This window comes from Variovorax durovernensis, from assembly GCF_977011995.1.
The window spans coordinates 2761796-2777500 of record NZ_CDRNCW010000001.1 but is presented as its reverse complement, the minus strand read 5'-3'; the positions used below and the strand labels follow the sequence as shown (position 1 = coordinate 2777500).

General features: G+C 67.4%; 18 protein-coding genes (1 of these 18 running past the window's edge). 5 read left to right on the top strand and 13 right to left on the bottom strand.

Annotated features, from left to right (window positions below; genetic code table 11):
- The 4 genes in view from ACWV14_RS13250 to ACWV14_RS13235 are tightly spaced (at most 29 nt apart) and all read right to left on the bottom strand, a layout consistent with a single transcriptional unit that may run on beyond the window.
- Window positions 1-675, bottom strand: the 5' portion of a protein-coding gene (locus tag ACWV14_RS13250; RefSeq protein ID WP_454909041.1) for an enoyl-CoA hydratase/isomerase family protein. It extends 441 nt beyond the left edge of the window; the window shows 675 of its 1116 coding nt (coding positions 1-675); its start codon is at window positions 673-675; the stop codon falls past the left edge of the window.
- Window positions 676-704: 29 nt separating this feature from the next.
- A complete protein-coding gene (locus ACWV14_RS13245; protein WP_422086082.1) occupies window positions 705-1859 on the bottom strand; it encodes an acyl-CoA dehydrogenase family protein in 1155 nt (384 codons plus the stop codon).
- Window positions 1856-2254, bottom strand: a complete 399-nt coding sequence (locus tag ACWV14_RS13240; protein ID WP_454909040.1) for a lysozyme inhibitor LprI family protein — start codon at window positions 2252-2254, stop codon at window positions 1856-1858. Before ACWV14_RS13240 ends, ACWV14_RS13245 begins: the two co-directional genes overlap by 4 nt.
- Window positions 2251-3774, bottom strand: a complete 1524-nt coding sequence (locus ACWV14_RS13235) for a CoA-acylating methylmalonate-semialdehyde dehydrogenase (protein WP_454909039.1) — start codon at window positions 3772-3774, stop codon at window positions 2251-2253. The genes ACWV14_RS13240 and ACWV14_RS13235 overlap by 4 nt, the downstream gene beginning before the upstream one ends.
- Before the next feature lie 151 nt (window positions 3775-3925).
- Here ACWV14_RS13235 and ACWV14_RS13230 point away from each other — a divergent pair, with 151 nt between their 5' ends.
- Window positions 3926-4837: a LysR substrate-binding domain-containing protein gene (locus ACWV14_RS13230; RefSeq protein ID WP_454909038.1), complete on the top strand. Its 912-nt coding sequence runs from the start codon at window positions 3926-3928 to the stop codon at window positions 4835-4837.
- Window positions 4838-4893: 56 nt separating this feature from the next.
- Complete coding sequence (locus ACWV14_RS13225; RefSeq protein WP_454909037.1) at window positions 4894-6063, top strand: pyridoxal phosphate-dependent aminotransferase; 1170 nt, start codon at window positions 4894-4896, stop codon at window positions 6061-6063.
- Window positions 6064-6089: 26 nt separating this feature from the next.
- Here ACWV14_RS13225 and ACWV14_RS13220 read toward each other — a convergent pair whose 3' ends face one another.
- From ACWV14_RS13220 to ACWV14_RS13205, 4 genes are all read right to left on the bottom strand, one after another.
- Window positions 6090-7145, bottom strand: a complete 1056-nt coding sequence (locus ACWV14_RS13220; protein ID WP_454909036.1) for a DUF4241 domain-containing protein — start codon at window positions 7143-7145, stop codon at window positions 6090-6092.
- Between the two features lie 12 nt (window positions 7146-7157).
- The gene (locus ACWV14_RS13215; protein ID WP_454909035.1) at window positions 7158-8552 is read right to left on the bottom strand and encodes a CoA transferase; all 1395 of its coding nucleotides are present in this window, start codon (window positions 8550-8552) and stop codon (window positions 7158-7160) included.
- 73 nt (window positions 8553-8625) lie between these two features.
- Window positions 8626-9264: a 3-oxoacid CoA-transferase subunit B gene (locus tag ACWV14_RS13210; RefSeq protein WP_454909034.1), complete on the bottom strand. Its 639-nt coding sequence runs from the start codon at window positions 9262-9264 to the stop codon at window positions 8626-8628.
- A 1-nt stretch (window position 9265) separates the two neighbouring features.
- On the bottom strand, window positions 9266-10078 hold the full coding sequence (locus ACWV14_RS13205) for a CoA transferase subunit A (RefSeq protein ID WP_422086075.1): 813 nt from the start codon (window positions 10076-10078) through the stop codon (window positions 9266-9268).
- 94 nt (window positions 10079-10172) lie between these two features.
- Here ACWV14_RS13205 and ACWV14_RS13200 point away from each other — a divergent pair, with 94 nt between their 5' ends.
- Window positions 10173-10739 carry a LuxR C-terminal-related transcriptional regulator gene (locus ACWV14_RS13200; RefSeq protein WP_454909033.1) on the top strand — a complete coding sequence of 189 codons (567 nt, stop codon included), beginning with the start codon at window positions 10173-10175 and terminating at the stop codon, window positions 10737-10739.
- Here the strand turns inward: ACWV14_RS13200 and ACWV14_RS13195 are convergent.
- Window positions 10726-11226, bottom strand: coding sequence for a GNAT family N-acetyltransferase (locus tag ACWV14_RS13195; protein ID WP_454909032.1), 501 nt, complete (start codon window positions 11224-11226; stop codon window positions 10726-10728). The genes ACWV14_RS13200 and ACWV14_RS13195 overlap by 14 nt on opposite strands.
- A gap of 194 nt (window positions 11227-11420) precedes the next feature.
- Between ACWV14_RS13195 and ACWV14_RS13190 the strand changes: the two genes are divergently transcribed.
- Together ACWV14_RS13190 and ACWV14_RS13185 are read left to right on the top strand one after the other, a co-directional pair.
- Window positions 11421-11567 (top strand): hypothetical protein, encoded by a 147-nt coding sequence (locus ACWV14_RS13190; protein ID WP_422086073.1) that lies wholly within the window; start codon window positions 11421-11423, stop codon window positions 11565-11567.
- Window positions 11568-11643: 76 nt separating this feature from the next.
- Entirely contained in the window at window positions 11644-12123 is a 480-nt protein-coding gene (locus ACWV14_RS13185) for an ASCH domain-containing protein (RefSeq protein ID WP_454909031.1), read from the top strand.
- Between the two features lie 9 nt (window positions 12124-12132).
- Here ACWV14_RS13185 and ACWV14_RS13180 read toward each other — a convergent pair whose 3' ends face one another.
- The 4 genes from ACWV14_RS13180 to ACWV14_RS13165 are packed head-to-tail and all read right to left on the bottom strand — an operon-like array spanning window position 12133 to window position 15681.
- Window positions 12133-13098: a Bug family tripartite tricarboxylate transporter substrate binding protein gene (locus ACWV14_RS13180; RefSeq protein ID WP_454909030.1), complete on the bottom strand. Its 966-nt coding sequence runs from the start codon at window positions 13096-13098 to the stop codon at window positions 12133-12135.
- A gap of 53 nt (window positions 13099-13151) precedes the next feature.
- Window positions 13152-13532 (bottom strand): VOC family protein, encoded by a 381-nt coding sequence (locus tag ACWV14_RS13175; RefSeq protein WP_454909029.1) that lies wholly within the window; start codon window positions 13530-13532, stop codon window positions 13152-13154.
- Window positions 13529-14512 carry a hydroxymethylglutaryl-CoA lyase gene (locus ACWV14_RS13170; RefSeq protein ID WP_454909028.1) on the bottom strand — a complete coding sequence of 328 codons (984 nt, stop codon included), beginning with the start codon at window positions 14510-14512 and terminating at the stop codon, window positions 13529-13531. Before ACWV14_RS13170 ends, ACWV14_RS13175 begins: the two co-directional genes overlap by 4 nt.
- On the bottom strand, window positions 14509-15681 hold the full coding sequence (locus ACWV14_RS13165) for a CaiB/BaiF CoA transferase family protein (protein ID WP_454909027.1): 1173 nt from the start codon (window positions 15679-15681) through the stop codon (window positions 14509-14511). Before ACWV14_RS13165 ends, ACWV14_RS13170 begins: the two co-directional genes overlap by 4 nt.
- Window positions 15682-15705: the final 24 nt, after the last annotated feature.

Sequence of the window (15705 nt, the reverse complement as noted above, 5' to 3'; positions counted from 1 at the left end):
AATGCGCGACAGCGTTGCGCGATCGGCCTTGCCTTCGGCCGCCCACCGGGTGGAAGCGATGGCCTCGATCACGTCGCCCTTGCGCTCCTGCGGCACCAGCACGTCGGCCAGCCCGCAGAAGATGGTGTCGGCCGCGTTGATGTTCGCGGCCGTGAGCGCCAGGAAGAGCCCCGTGCGTCCCGGCGTGCGACGAAGGAACCAGCTGCCACCCACGTCGGGGTACAGGCCGATGTTGATTTCGGGCATGGCGATGCGGCTTTGCAGTGTCATCACCCGGTGCGAAGCGCCGGCCAGCAAGCCGACGCCGCCGCCCATCACGATACCGTGGCCCCAGCACAGGAAGGGCTTGGGGAAGGTATGGATCAGATAGTCGAGCTCGTACTCTTCGCGGAAGAAGTCTTCGGCATAGGTGTTGCGCGCGGGGCCGCAGTCCAGCAGCGTCTGGTAGAGCTGGCGCAGGTCGCCGCCGGCACAGAACGCCTTCTCGCCAGCAGCCTGAAGCAGCACGCCGACGATGCCGGCGTCCTGCGCCCACTCACGCAGCTTGGGCGTCAGCAGGCGCACCATGTCCACGGACAGCGCATTGAGCGAAGCCGGCGCATTGAGCGTGGCCACGGCAAAGCGCTGGCCGCCGGCGGTCTTGATTTCGTCGAAGAGAACTACGTTGTCAGTCATTGTTTTTTCAGGTTCCGGATACGGCGCGCTCAGCGGATATCGCTGTCGCCCTCCAGCAATTTTCGCGCAACGATCACGCGCATGATCTCGTTCGTGCCTTCGAGGATCTGGTGCACGCGCGCGTCGCGCACCAGGCGCTCGAGCGGAAATTCGCTCAGGTAGCCGTAGCCGCCGTGCAGCTGCAGCGCGTCGTTGCAGACGTTGAAGCCGGCATCGGTCGCAAAGCGCTTCGCCATTGCGCAATAGGTGCTCGCGTCGGCATGGCCCGCGTCGAGCTTCGATGCCGCCAGCCGAACCATCTGCCGCGCCGCGACCAGTTCCGTCGCCATGTCGGCGAGCTTGAACTGCAGCGCCTGGAAGCTCGCGAGCGGCTTGCCGAACTGCTGGCGCTCATGCAGATAGCGCCGCGCCGCGTCGAGCGCCCCCTGCGCCGCCCCCACCGAGCAAGTCGCGATGTTGATGCGTCCGCCGTCCAGCCCCTTCATGGCAATGCGAAAGCCCTCGCCTTCCTTGCCCAGCAGGTTCTGCGCCGGGATGCGCACGTTGTCGAAATTGATGGTGCGCGTGGGCTGGCTGTTCCAGCCCATCTTGTGCTCCTTCTTGCCGTAACTGACGCCGGGCGCATCGGCCGGCACGGCAAAGGCCGAGATGCCGCTCGCGCCCGCACCGCCCGTGCGCGCCATCAGCACCAGTACGTCGGTCGACCCGGCGCCCGAGATGAAGGCCTTGCCTCCATTGATGACGTATTCGGCGCCCTGCAGCTCCGCGCGCGTCTTGAGCGAGCCCGCATCCGACCCGGCGCCCGGCTCGGTCAGGCAATACGACGCCAGCTTGCGGCCGCTGGTCAGGTCTTCGCCCCATTGCTGCGCCACCGCGTCGGTCGCCCAGGTGCCGAGCATCCACGTCGCCATGTTGTGGATCGTGATGAAGGCCGTGGTCGACGGGTCGATTGCGGCCATCTCCTCGAACACCAGCGCCGCATCGAGCCGTGGCAGGCCGAGGCCGCCAATGCGCTCGGGCGCATACAACCCGCAGAAGCCCAATTCGCCAGCCTTGGCAATGGCTTCCTTCGGAAAGATGGCTTCCGCGTCCCACTGTGCCGCGTGCGGCGCGAACTCGGCCTGTGCAAAGTCGCGCGCGGTCTGCGCGAAAGCATTCTGTTCTTCAGACAGTTCGAAGTTCATTGTTCGCGCCCCTTCCAGCGGTCCAGTTCGGTGGTCCGTTTGCGGGTCGATTTCTCCAGGCATGCGTTGAACACCAGCGGCCAGATGGAACCACCTTCGCTTGCCTTCGCGGCACGCTTGCAGGCGGGATCGCGTCCCTTGAGCCACGTCCGCTGCTCGTTGCGCAGCGCGACACGCATCTGCGGCGAGAGCGTCTTCATCACCTCGCCGTACCGGATGTTGAGCGCGGCATCGGCAGCACGAAAGTCGCGTACCGCGCAGTCGTTCATCTGCTGCTGGTTTCCGTTCGGGTTGCAGTCGAGCGGCTCGTCAGAAGCCGCTGCCTGCGCCCTGCCCGCAAGCAATGCAACCGCCGCCACCGTGCCCCAGGCCGCGACGCGAAGCCCGCGCCTCATTTGAGGCTGATGGTGGTGTTGACGCCGTGCGAGACGGTGCTGTCGTCGAACCAGCGTGCCGTCACGGTCTTGGTCTGCGTGTAGAACATGATGACCTGCTTGCCGTACGGGCCCAGGTCGCCGAGCTTGGAAGCGCGCGAACCGGTGAACGAGAACATCGGCACCGGCACCGGGATCGGCACGTTGATGCCGACCTGGCCCACGTCGATGTCTTCCTGGAAGCGGCGCGCCGCGGCGCCCGACTGCGTGAAGATCGCCGTGCCGTTGCCGTTCGGGTTGCTGTTGATCAGGTCGATGGCCTCGTCGATGGTCTCGGCATCGGCAATGCACAGCACCGGGCCGAACACTTCCTGCTCATAGATCGTCATGCCCGGCTTCACGCCAGTGAAGATCGTCGGGCCGACGAAGTTGCCCTTCTCGTAGCCCGGCACGGTGGGCTTGCGGCCGTCGAGCACCAGCTTGGCGCCGTCGGCCTCGCCGCGTTCGATCAGGCTGTTCACACGGTCGTAGGCGGCGCACGAGACCAGCGGCCCCACGTCCACGCCCTTCTCGGTGCCGGCGCCGATCTTCAGCGTCTTCGCCTTTTCGATGAGTTCAGGCACCCAGTTGCGCGCCTCGCCCACCAGCACCGCCACCGACACCGCCATGCAGCGCTGGCCTGCCGCGCCGAAGCTGGCGCCGGCCAGTGCATTGAGCGTCTGCTCCTTGTTGGCGTCGGGCATGACGATGGCGTGGTTCTTCGCGCCCATCATGCATTGCGCGCGCTTGCCAGCCAGGGTGGCGCGGTTGTAGACGTGCGTGCCGACCTTGGTCGAGCCGACGAAGCTGATCGCCTTGATGTCCTTGTGGTCGCAGATGCCGTTGACGATGGCTTCGCCGCCGTGCACCACGTTCAGCACGCCGGGAGGAATGCCGGCTTCGAGCGCCAGTTCGCACAGGCGCATGGTGACCATGGGGTCCTGCTCGGAGGGCTTCAGCACGAAGGTGTTGCCGGTGACGATGGCCATGGGAAACATCCACAGCGGGATCATGGCCGGGAAGTTGAACGGCGTGATGCCGGCGCACACGCCCAGCGGCTGCAGCAGCGTGTAGGTGTCGACACCGTTGGCCACGTTGTTGGCCAGTTCGCCAAGCTGCAGGTTGCCGATGTTCGATGCGTGCTCCACCACTTCGAGGCCGCGGAACACGTCGCCTTCGGCGTCGGGCAGGGTCTTGCCCTGCTCGGCCGTGAGGATCGCGGCCAGCTCGCCCATGTTCTCGCGGATGAGCTGCTGCAGCTTCAGGAAGATGCGGGCGCGCGTGCCGATGGGGGTCTTGCGCCAGGTCTTGAAGGCTTCCTTGGCGGAGGCCACTGCGGCGTCCAGTTCTGACGGGGTCGCGAAGGGCACGCGGGCCAGCACCTGCTGCGTGGCCGGGTTGACGACGTCGCGCCATTCGGTGGTCTTGGATTCGACCAGCTTGCCGCCAATGAGCAGCTTGACGGTGGCGACCTGGGTCGACGGGGTGGTAGTGGCGTCCATGGGGTTTTGTCTCCTGTGATCCTGTGAATTCGGTGCCGGCGCGGCCGGTGCAGAGCGACATCCTAGCTTTGCAGATTTGCCATGACAATAGACAAAAATGCGCCAAGGCTTTGCAAATTTGCAGAGCCTCAACCTGAGGGCAAGCAAGCAGATGGATTGGGACAACCTTCGCTACTTCCTGGAGCTCGCCCGCTCGGGCACGCTCATGAGCGCCGCGCGCCGGCTCGAGGTCGACCACACCACCGTGGCGCGCCGCATCCAGGCGCTCGAGAAGGAGGTCGGCGCCCCGCTTTTCTCGCGTGAAGCGGGCGGGCACCGGCTCACCGAGGCGGGCCGGCGGCTGCAGCCGCAGGTCGAGGCGATGGAAAGCGCGTTCCAGGCCGTGGAAAGCACCGCGCCTGCCTCGCAGGAGGGCTTGTCGGGACTTGTGCGCATCGGCGCCACGGAGGGCTTCGGCACCGTGGTGCTGGCACCCCGTCTCGCGCTGTTCGCGGTGCAGCACCCGCGCCTCACCATCGACCTGCTGGCCATGCCGCGGCTGGTGCACCTGTCGCGGCGCGAGGCCGACATCGTGATCTCGCTCGAACGGCCGGCACGCGGCCCGGTGGTCGTCACCAAGCTCACCGACTACACGCTGCGGCTCTACGCATCGAAGCAGTACCTGTCGGTGCACAAGCCGATCAAGACACGCGAAGACCTGCGCGGCCACACCTTCATCAGCTACGTGGACGACCTGCTGTTCAGCAAGGAGCTGCAATACCTCGACGAGCTCCACCGCCCCGACAGCTTCGCGCTGCGCAGCACCAGCGTGCTCGCGCAGCACAGCGCCGTGGCGGCGGGCGCGGGCATTGCGGTGCTGCCCGCCTTCATCGCCGAGAAAGACGGCGCGCTGCAGCCCGTGCTGCCCGGGCAGGCGAACTTCACGCGGACCTTCTGGATGTCGATGCCGGCGGAAACCAAGCACCTTGTGCGGATGCAGGCCACCTGGGAGTTCCTGCGGCAGACGGCCGAGGCGCACCGGGCCCAACTGCTGCTGGACAGTCCGCCCGGTACCGCAGCCTGACGGCCCGTGTTGTGCCATGCTGGCGGCTACCCGCCGTGAACGACAAGGAGACCGGAATGCCACCCCACCGCCCCGCCCGCCTGACCCACATCGCCGGCATCGGCGTCGACCGCATGGGCGCCATTGCCGACGACGCCGACGGCCAGCCGTTCCTTCGCCTGGAGAACCTCGACGTCGACATCCCGCCCGACCCCGAGGCTGTCGCGCGCACGGTACGCGCGGCCTCCGAAGACGCGGACAACAGCTACCTGCCCTTCGTCGGCCAGTCGCGGCTGCGCGACGTGGCGGCGCGGCATGTGTCGGCGCTGTCGGGCGTGGCGTACAGCGGCGCGCGCAACTGCGTGATCTCGGCAGGCGGGCTCTCGGGCATCCTCAACGCGCTGCTCGCCACCGTCGAGGTCGGCGACGAAGTGCTGGTGACCGACCCGACCTACGCCGGGCTGCTCAACCGCGTCCGGCTTGCCGGCGGTACACCGAAGTACGCGCGCTTTCGCTTCACCCCCGGCGGCGAATGGAAGCTGGACCGCGACGCGCTCCAGGCCGCCGTCGGCCCGCGCGTGCGGGTGATGCTGCTGATGTCTCCTTCGATGCCCACCGGCGGCTACTTCGACGAGGAAGACTGGCGCGCCATCGCCGCACTGTGCGTGCGGCACGACCTGACGCTGATTCTCGACACGGCCATGGAGCGGCTGCTCTACGACGGCCGCCAGGTAATCCACCCCGCGGGCCTGCCGGGCATGGCCGAGCGCACCATCACCGTCGGCTCGTCGGCCAAGGAACTGCGCATGATCGGCTGGCGCGTGGGCTGGACCGTGGCGCCCGAGAGCTACATGCCCGACCTAGTGGCCGTGTCGCTCGCGAACGTGGTGGTACCGGTGGGCATCGCGCAGGATGCGGTGGCGACGGCACTGGAGCAATCGCCGCGCACGCTCGCACCTTATGTCGGCGAACTGGAACGTCGGCGCGACACCGTGCTCGCCGAGCTCAGGGGGCTGCCTGTCGGCGTACCGGCCGGCGGCTGGTCGCTGCTGCTGCGCGCGAGCGACTTCGGCATCGACGGGCAAACGCTGTCGCAACGCCTGTTGAAAGAGCGGGTCTGCGCCACGGCGATGCAAGGCTGGGGCGACACGCACGGCGCGCAATACCTGCGCTTCGTGTTTTCCAACGAGCCGGTCGAGCGGCTGCGCGGGCTGGGAGACAAGGTGCAGGCTGCGCTGGGCGCCTGAGCGCTCGGGAGCAGCTCAGAAGAGGCTCAGGAAAAAAGGCGCTTCAGGAATCCAGGCTTTGCCGCGGGCGCCGCAGCCTTCTCCAGCAGTTCGATCAGCCCCTCCACGCGCGGCTTCTTGAGCCGGCGCGCGTAGTCGATGTAGCTCTCTTCCTTGTCCATCCTGTAGAGCCGCGGCGGCATCGGCAGGCCTTGCACCGCGTCCAGCAACACGCGCAGCGCGTCGATCTGGTTCATGCGAATGGCGCTCGTGATCGCGGTCTCGCCGAACGACGGAATGATCTCGTTGGACTGCGCGAGGCCCGCACCGAGCAGGGCCTTGATTGCCGCCACGTCGCCTTCGACAGCCGCCGCACCCAATGCATCCAGCGCCGCCGATTTTTCGGGCGAGAGACTGGCCTTGTAGGCATCGCTGCGCTTGTCGTCCTCGTCGCGCGCGTCACCGCCTTCCATGATCATGAAGTCGGTCACCAGTGCCACGGGTTCGCCTGCAGCGTCGAGGGCCCAGAAGCTGGGGTAGCTGCCGTCGCCCCAACCCGAGCGGAAGATCACCATGTTGCTCGCCGAACCCGGCCCGAGCGGGTAGTGGTCGACGACGTTGGCCTCGCCCATCTCGCCCGCGAGCACGTCGTCGTAGTAGCTGATGAAATCGGGGTCGGCGGCTTCGCGCTTGTCGCGCTCGGCCATGGCGGCCGCGGCGTCGGGGTCCATGAAGCAGCCGACGCCCGCGTCGACCGGGTAGCCGTAGAACTCGCCGTCGCCCAGCGCTTCGAGCGACTCCCCTTCAATCAACGCCATCTGCCAGCTCAGATCGGCAGCGCGAAGGCTGCCGCGGTCACGCAGCCACAGCACCGCCAGCGCATGCCGGCCCTTGTCGTGCAGCACTTCGACGGGGAAAGCGCCGCGCGCCTGCAGCTCGCGCGCAAATGGTTGCCGTTCGGGCTGCACCAGCGGATCGCAGGCCACCACACGCCCGCTCGTGATCTGCACCGGGCCGCAGGGCAGCCGCGCCAGGTGCCGCGCGCGCAGCACATCGTCGTCGAGGAAAACGGCCTGGAGGTTGTCGATGTCGAGATAGGGCATCGGTCCAGTTTCTCACTTTGCCGTGTCAGCCGGCCACACCGGCGGATGGCTGCCCGGCGGCATCGAAGGGCGCGGCCAGGCGGCGGGCGTTCGCGACAGCTGCGCGCTGTGGCGCAGCGCGGCCAATTCGCCGAAGCCGGAGGCCGAGGTCTCGACGTACGGCTCGAGGTCCGGTCTTGCGATCGACAAGCCGCCGGGCACGCGACCGAGGCTGCGCAGCCAATGTCCCGTCTGCGCCAACGACACCTCCACGTGCCAGCTGCCGCCCTCCTGCTGCTGTCGCCACAGCGCGGCGGCGGCACCGAATGCGATCAGGTAGCCGGTCGCTTCGTCGAGGATCTGCATTGGCAGCGGCTTCGGCTTGCCGTCGCCCGCGGCCTCGCCTTCGGCGTGGTTGAAGCCCATTGCGGTCTGCACGAGCGAATCGAAACCACGACGATTGGCCCATGGACCTCGGGTGCCATAAGCCGTCAGCGACACGCACACGATGCCCGGCCGCACCCGCGCCAGCTCCGCCGGCCCGAAGCCCAGCGATGCGACGCCGCCGGGCCGGTAGCCCTGCACGAAGACATGCGCCTGCGTAGTCAGTTGCCGCAGCGCGGCGCGGCCTTCGTCGGTGCGCAGATCCACATGCGTCGACAGCTTGCCGCGGCTGGTGTCGGCAATGGATTCGATGTTCGGCAGGTTCGGCGAATTGACGAGCATCACGTCAGCGCCATACGCCGCGAGCGCGCGACCGCCGACCGGGCCCGCGAGGATGCGCGTCAGGTCGAGCACGCGTACGCCCGCCAGCGGCCGCTGGTCTTCGCGCAGCGGCGGCAGCGCGAGCGGCGGTGCGTCGCCGATGCGTTCGATGGTGAGGAGCGGTTGCGCCGCAATGGCCTGGCCTTGCGGCGTGGCGTCCCATTCGTCGAAACGGCGCAGCGCGGTCGCTACCAGCCCTTGCGCAGCGGCGGCATCTTCGAATTCATGCGCGCGCCAAGTCGCCATCACCGTCTCGGCCTCGGCACGCGTGGCGGTGGCCGGGTCCAGCTTCATCAGCCGCAACGCCCCGTCGCGGTGATGTGCAAAATTTGCGTGAATGCGCACCCAGCCGTCGGCGCAGCGGTACAGCCCCGAGAAGGTGTCCCACGGATCGGGCACGCGCCCGTCGAGGCTGAACCATCCGGTGCAGTCGAGCGCCGCATGCTGCATGTCGACGCCGACCTGCTGACGCGCCGAACCTCGCAGGTGCCCGAGCTCGCATGCAGCCAGCGCCGCCGCCGCGATGGTGCTCTGTGCCGCCACGCCGACCGCGAAAGACGACGGCAGCACCGGGTCGGTGCCCGTGAGCCGCGCAAACGACAAGGCATCCGGCGGCAAGCCTGCTTCCCGCCAGATGCCACCCAGAACTTCGCTCGCATTCATTCCTGTGTGCTCCAAAGAAAAAGGCAGGGCCTGCTTTCGCTGCCCTGCCCTTGCCGTAGTCGCGTCGAACGCCTTACTGGATCAGCTTGGCACCCGTCTTGGCCTGCAGCGTGTCGAAAGTGACGCCTGGCGCAAGCTCGACCACCTTCAGGCCTTCGGGCACGACGTCCATCACGGCCAGGTCGGTGATGATGCGGTCGACCACGCCCACGCCGGTCAGCGGCAGGGTGCACTTCTCGAGGATCTTCAGGTCCTCGGTGCCGTCCTTCTTCTTGGCGACGTGCTCCATCAGCACGATCACGCGCTTCACGCCGGCCACGAGGTCCATCGCGCCGCCCATGCCCTTGACCATCTTGCCCGGGATCATCCAGTTGGCGAGGTCGCCCTTGGTGCTGACCTGCATGGCGCCCAGGATCGACAGGTTGATCTTGCCGCCGCGGATCATTGCGAAGCTGTCATGGCTGCCGAAGATGGCCGAGCCGGGCAGCGTGGTGACGGTCTGCTTGCCGGCGTTGATCAGGTCGGCATCGACGTTGTCCTCGGTCGGGAACGGGCCGATGCCGAGCATGCCGTTCTCGCTCTGCAGCCACACTTCCTTGGTGCCGGTGTGGTTGGCCACGAGCGTGGGAATGCCGATGCCGAGGTTGACGTAGAAGCCGTCCTCGAGTTCTTGGGCGGCACGGGCCGCCATCTGGTCTTGGGTCCAGGGCATCTCAGGCTCCTTCTTTCTTGTTGGCGGGCACGGTGGGCACGGGCACTTCGCTTCCGGCTGCCGCCTGCGCGATGACGGCCTGGGCCTCGACCTTGGCGGCCGCGGCGTCCACCGGCGCGGCGGCGCTCACGGTGCGCTTCTCGATGCGCTTCTCGGGGGTGGCGTTGAGCACGATGCGGTGCACGTAGATGCCCGGCAGGTGGATGTCGTCAGGGGCCAGTTCGCCCACTTCCACGATCTTCTCGACCTCGACGATGCAGATCTTGCCGGCCATGGCCGCGGCCGGGTTGAAGTTGCGCGCCGTCAGGCGAAAGCGCAGGTTGCCCGACTTGTCGGCCACGTCGGCCTTCACCAGCGCCACGTCGGGCACCAGCGAATGTTCCATGACGTAGGTCTCGCCGCCGAATTCGCGCAGTTCCTTGCCTTCGGCCACTTGCGTGCCGACACCGGTCTTGGTGAAGAAGGCCGGAATGCCCGCGCCGCCGGCTCGCAGCTTCTCGGCCAGCGTGCCCTGGGGCGTGAATTCGAGGGCCAGTTCGCCCGCGAGGTACTGGCGCTCGAACTCCTTGTTCTCGCCGACGTAGGACGCGATCATTTTCTTGATCTGGCGAGTCTCGAGCAGCTTGCCGAGGCCGAAACCGTCGACGCCCGCGTTGTTCGAGACGACGGTGAGGTTCTGCACGCCGGAATCCTTCAGCGCGTCGATCAGCGCTTCAGGAATGCCGCACAGGCCGAAGCCGCCTACCGCGAGCATCTGCCCGTCGGCCACGACCCCCTTGAGTGCCGCGTCCGCGGAGGGATAAATCTTGTTCACTCGGGCTCCTTGATGGATGAATGGAGAGTGGGTGGGAAAGCCTTGAACGATACTACCTACTCGTATACGTAGTATTTCGTAATGGTGAGACCCGATGCCCGAAATCGATTACCGGCTGGCCTTTGAACACGCGCCCGTCGGCATGGTGGTTTCGAGCAACCGCACCATCGTGGCCTGCAACGTGCGCGTGTGCGAGATTTTTGGCGCAACGCCCCCAGCCCTGGTAGGGCATTCGTTCAGCATCCTGTACCCCAGCGTGGCCGAGTTCGAGCGCATCGGCAAGCGCATGGAGCCCTTTCTGAACGCCAGCGGGCACTACGCCGACAACCGCATGATGAAGCGCCTGGGCGGCCTGCACGGTGCGATCGCGGGCGAGACCTTCTGGTGCCACGTCACCGGCCATGCGATGAACCGCGCCGCCCCCCACGAGGCCGGCATCTGGACCTTCGAAGACCTGGGCTCGCGCCGCGCGGTGAAGGCCGAGCTCACGCCGCGCGAACGCGAGGTGGCGGCGCAAGTGATGCGCGGGCTGACCTCGAAGGAAATCGGCAAGGCGCTGGGCATCAGCCACCGCACGGTCGAGCTGCACCGGGCGCGGCTGATGCGCAAGTACGCCGCAGCGACCACGGCGGAGCTGGTGCAGAAGCTCATCGCGGGTTAGGTGCCGGCAACGGCAGTGCGAGCCGCACCATGTCGCGCAGCACGATGCCATCCTGCTTCTGCAGCTTCCTCGAGCGGCGCTCGAAGAAACCCACATCGACCCCGACGATGCGAAAGCCGAAGCGCTGATAGAAGGCCAGCTCTCGCAAACTGCTGTTGCCGGTACCCACCTCGAGCAGGTGCGCGCCACGCTCGACGGCAAGCGCCCTCGCCTTGCGCAGCAGCGCGGTACCCACGCCCCGACCGCGCAGATCGTCGCTCACCGCGATGTTCATCAACTCCCAGGTGCCGACGCGGGTCTGCATGAGCACCATCTGGCCCACGACGAGACCGTCGATTTCAGCGAGCCATTGCTCGCCGCGCGAGAGGTACTTCCGGATTTCCGCGCGCGGGCCGTCGGCCGCGAACAGCAGCGTCCAGGGCGTGGCATCGGTGGGAGTGGCGCGGCGCAGCTTCGGGCGCGCGGCGGGTTGTTTCTTCTTCGTCATCGGTCGGTGTCTGTGTTTCGTCTGCACCCGCGCAGAACGCGAGCGGCGGAGAGTACAGCCTTGCGACAGATCCTGGCGGGATCGTTGCAAAAACGGAAACGCCGTGTCGACGAAAGCGCTGCGCCGGCGCAAGCCCGCAGGTCTATCGTTGAACCCACGCAGGCACACAGCCCGCAATCACCCAGGAGCCTGAAATGTCCACACGCATCCATTCCGAACAAAGCCTCTTGCTGCAAACGCAGGCCACCGCCGTGCGCGCCCATGCGCTCGTCGTGCAGAAACTGCCGGTCGCGCTGACGCTCTCGGCCATCATCCTGTCGATCATCGGCGTGAAGCTGTAGCCGCGCCGGATGGCCGGAGCGGGCCGGCGGGCCGCCAGTTGTGGCAGGCTCGGCGCCTGTCTCCAGTCCATCCGACATGAACATCCCACCCCACCTGCATCCCTTCTGGGAGCGATTCCAGCGCGCCAGCGGAGCCGAGCTGTCAGCCCTGTCCGCCCGGTTCTGCGAGGCATTCCACTTCGACGACAACGAGGCCGGCGCCGCCGAACTCGCGGCACTCGTGCTCGCGGGACGCAAGCGCGGCACCGCCAGCCTCGAGTGGTCTTTCGAGGCAACGGGCAGGCCCCGCCCCCGGCCCGGTGACCTGAGCATCGTCACCGACTGGCATGGCAAGCCGCTGTGCGTGATCGAGACTCGCGCCGTGGTGGTCATGCCCTTCGAGGATGTCGGCGAAGACTTCGCCGCCGTCGAGGCCGAAGGCGACGGCTCGTTGCGCTACTGGCGCGAAGGCCACTGGCAATACTTCAGCGGCGAATGCGAGCGCATCGGCAGAGCACCCGACCTGCGCATGCCGGTGCTGTGCGAGACCTTCGAGGTTGTCTACCAGGAAGGCTGAGAGTCCCCTTCAGTCCGGCTTGATGTCCGCCGACTTGATGACCTTCGACCATGCCGCCAGTTCCTGGTCGACGAATTTCGCGAGCGTCGGCGAATCCATGTAGGTCGCGAAGGCACCCTGCTCGTCCACCCTCTTGCGGAAAGACTCGCTCTCCACGATCTTCCTGATCTCCGCGCTCAGCCTGGCGACCACATCGGGCGGCGTCTTCGCCGGCGCGAACACCGCGAACCACGACTCCACCTCGTAGCCCGGCAAGCCCGCCTCGGCCGAAGTCGGCACATCGGGCATCGACGGGTGCCGCTTGCTGCCCGTGTACGCCAGCGCCTTGATGCGCCCGGTCGCGAAATGGCCGATGACCGACGGCGGCGTGGTGATGAACATGTCGACGTTGCCCGAGATCAGGTCGTTGATGGCCGGCCCGGAGCCTTTGTACGGCACATGCGTCATCGCCTGCTTCGACTGCCGCGACAGCAGTTCGCCCGCGATGTGCTGGATCGAGCCGTTGCCCGACGAGGCATAGAACAAGCCACCCTCCTTCTTCTTGCCGTACTCGATGAGTTCCTTCATCGAATTCACAGGCAGCTTGCCGCTCACCGCGACCACGTGCGGCGCGCGCATCACCATCGCCACCGGCACGAAGTCCTTCGTGGGGGTCCACTTGAGGTTCGGGTAGAGCGAGGGGTTGCCGACGTGGTAGCCCGAGTACTGCATCAGCAGCGTATAGCCGTCGGGCGCGGCGCGGGCCACGAACTCGGCGCCGATGTTGCCGCTGGCGCCGGGCTTGTTGTCGACCACCACGGGCTGGCCCAGCGCGCGCTGCAGCGGCTCGCCGACCAGCCGCGCCATGATGTCGGTGGAGCCGGCGGGCGCGGTGGGAACGACGAAGGTGATCGGTTTGGAAGGCCAGGTGTCTGCGCTGGCGGCCGAAGCGGCCAGCACGAGGCCGGCCGCGAGCAGGCGGCGAATGGTTTGCATGGTTTGTCTGTCTCCGGTGTTTTTCTTGTCTGCTGTCTTCGAAGCCCGCGCCCTCAGGCCGCGAGTTCCGAGATCTCGATCAGGTTCAGGTCGGGGTCGCGCACGTAGACCGAGCGGATGCGCGAGGTGGCGCCCGTGCGCATCACCGGCCCTTCGAGAATCGGCACGCCCTTGTCCGCCAGCCGCGCCATCACCGCCTCGAGCGGCACGCTGGCGATGAAGCACAAGTCCAGCGAGCCTGGGGTCGGCAGTTGCGCCTTGGGTTCGAACTCGTGCCCCTTCACATGCAGGTTGATCTTCTGGTTGCCGAAGCGAAAAGCCTTGCGCCCGGCGCCGAAGCTCTCGAGCGTCATGCCCATCACGTCGACGTAGAAGCGGATGCAGTCTTCCTCGTGCGCGGTGGTCAGCACCAGGTGGTCCAGGTGATCGATCATGGGTGAAGCTCCTTCTGTGCGCGGGCGCTGGCGCGGGCCGCGATGTCGTTGAAATCAGGGGGCGGCGAGTGCCGCGTCAGGCGATGGCCGGCACGGGAAACCTGGCTCGGCAGTTCATGCTCCACAAGCAACGCCAGCTCGGCCGCCGCGGCAACCAGGCCGTCCAGGTCCATACCCGTCTCATAGCCCATGCATTGCAGCATGTGGACCACGTCTTCGGTCGCGACATTGCCGGTCGCGCCGGGCGCGTAGGGGCAGCCTCCGATGCCGCCCAGCGACATATCGAGCCGGCGTATCCCCGCTTCGACGGCGGCCACCGTGTTCGCGAGGCCCATGCCGCGCGTGTTGTGGAAATGGGCGGTCCAGCCCAGCGCCGGCCAGGCCGCGATGACCCGCTCGCAGACGGCCTGCACCTGCGTGGGATAAGCCATGCCCGTGGTGTCGCACAGCGTCGCGCCCTGCACGCCGAGCGCGGCAAAGCGCTCGATCCACCCGAGCACCCCATTCACCGGCACCTCACCTTCCATCGGGCAGCCGAACACGCAGGAGAGCGACACGTTCACCGGCACTGCGGCCTGCTTCGCCAGCGCTATCACTTCGGCCAGTTGCGCGAAAGACTGCTCCCGCGTCATGCGCAGGTTCGACAGGTTGTGCGTCTCGCTCACGGACATCACGATGTTGAACTCGTCGATGCGGCTTTCCAGCGCCCGCTGCGCGCCGCGCACGTTCGGCACCAGCGCCGTGTAGACCACGCCGGGCCTGCGGGCGATGCGGTGCATCACCTCCTCGCCGTCGCGCAGCGCCGGAATCGCTTTCGCCGACGTGAACGAGGTCACTTCGATCTTCGCGTAGCCCAGCCCGCCCAGCCGGTCGATCAGCGCGACCTTGTCGTCGGTGGGAATGAAGCGGCTTTCCATCTGGAAGCCGTCGCGCGTGGCCACCTCGTTGATGTGCAGCCGGGTGCCGTTGCCGGTTTTCATGCGGGCTCGCTTTCCGCGCGGCGCGCAGGCCAGCCGCCTGCGTGCAAGTCGCCGTTGTGCTCGCCCAGGCGCGGCGCGGGATGCGCGATGCGCCCCGGCGTCGCGCTGAGCTTGGGCACCACGCCGGGCACTTTCAGCGTGCCGCCGCTGGCGGTTGCCGACTCGACGATCATCCCGCGCGCCAAGTACTGCGGATCGCTCGCGATGTCGGCCACGGTGTAGATGCGGCCGACCGGCACGCCGGCCGCGTCGAGCGCCGCCAGCACCTCGTCGCGGCTGCGCTGCAGCGTCCACGCCTCGATGGCGGCGCCGATCTCTTCCACCCGCAAGACGCGCCCGTCGTTGTGCGCGAGTTGCGGGTCGCTTTCCAGGTCGGTGCGGCCGATGGCCCGCATCAGCCGGCGGAAGATGCTGTCGCCGTTGCCCGCCACCAGCACGTAGTGCCCGTCGTTGCAGCGGTAGGCGTTGGTCGGCGCGATGCCGGGCAACGCGCTGCCGGCCCGCTCGCGCACCGCGCCGAAGGCGTCGTACTCGGGCAGCAGGCTTTCCATCACGTTGAACACCGACTCGTACAGCGCCACGTCGATGAACTGCCCTTCCCCGCCGTGCGCCGTGCGGTGGTGCAGCGCCGTGAGCACGCCGATCACGCCATGAAGCGCCGCCAGCGTGTCACCCAGCGAAACGCCCACGCGCACCGGCACCCGCCCCGGCTCCCCGCTCAGGTAGCGCAGCCCGCCCATCGATTCGCCGAGCACGCCGAAGCCGGGCTTGTCGCGGTACGGCCCGGTCTGCCCGTAGCCGGAGATGCGCAGCATGATGAGACGCGGATTCAGCGCGTGCAGTTGCTCCCATCCCAGGCCCCAGCCTTCCAGCGTGCCGGGCTTGAAGTTCTCGATCAGCACGTCTGCCTCGCGCGCCAGTGCACGCACCGCATCCTGCCCCTCGGCACTGCGCAGATCGAGGCACACCGAGCGCTTGTTGCGCGACTGCACCTCCCACCAGACCGAGCCGCCGTCGCGCAGCAGCCGCCACTTGCGCAGCGGATCGCCGACGCCTTCGGGTTCGACCTTGATCACGTCGGCGCCGAACTCCGCCAGGGTCTTGCCGGCGAAGGGGCCGGCAATCAGCTGGCCGAGTTCCAGCACCTTCAGGCCTTCGAGTGCATTCATGTCCGCGTCTGTCTCCATGTTGGG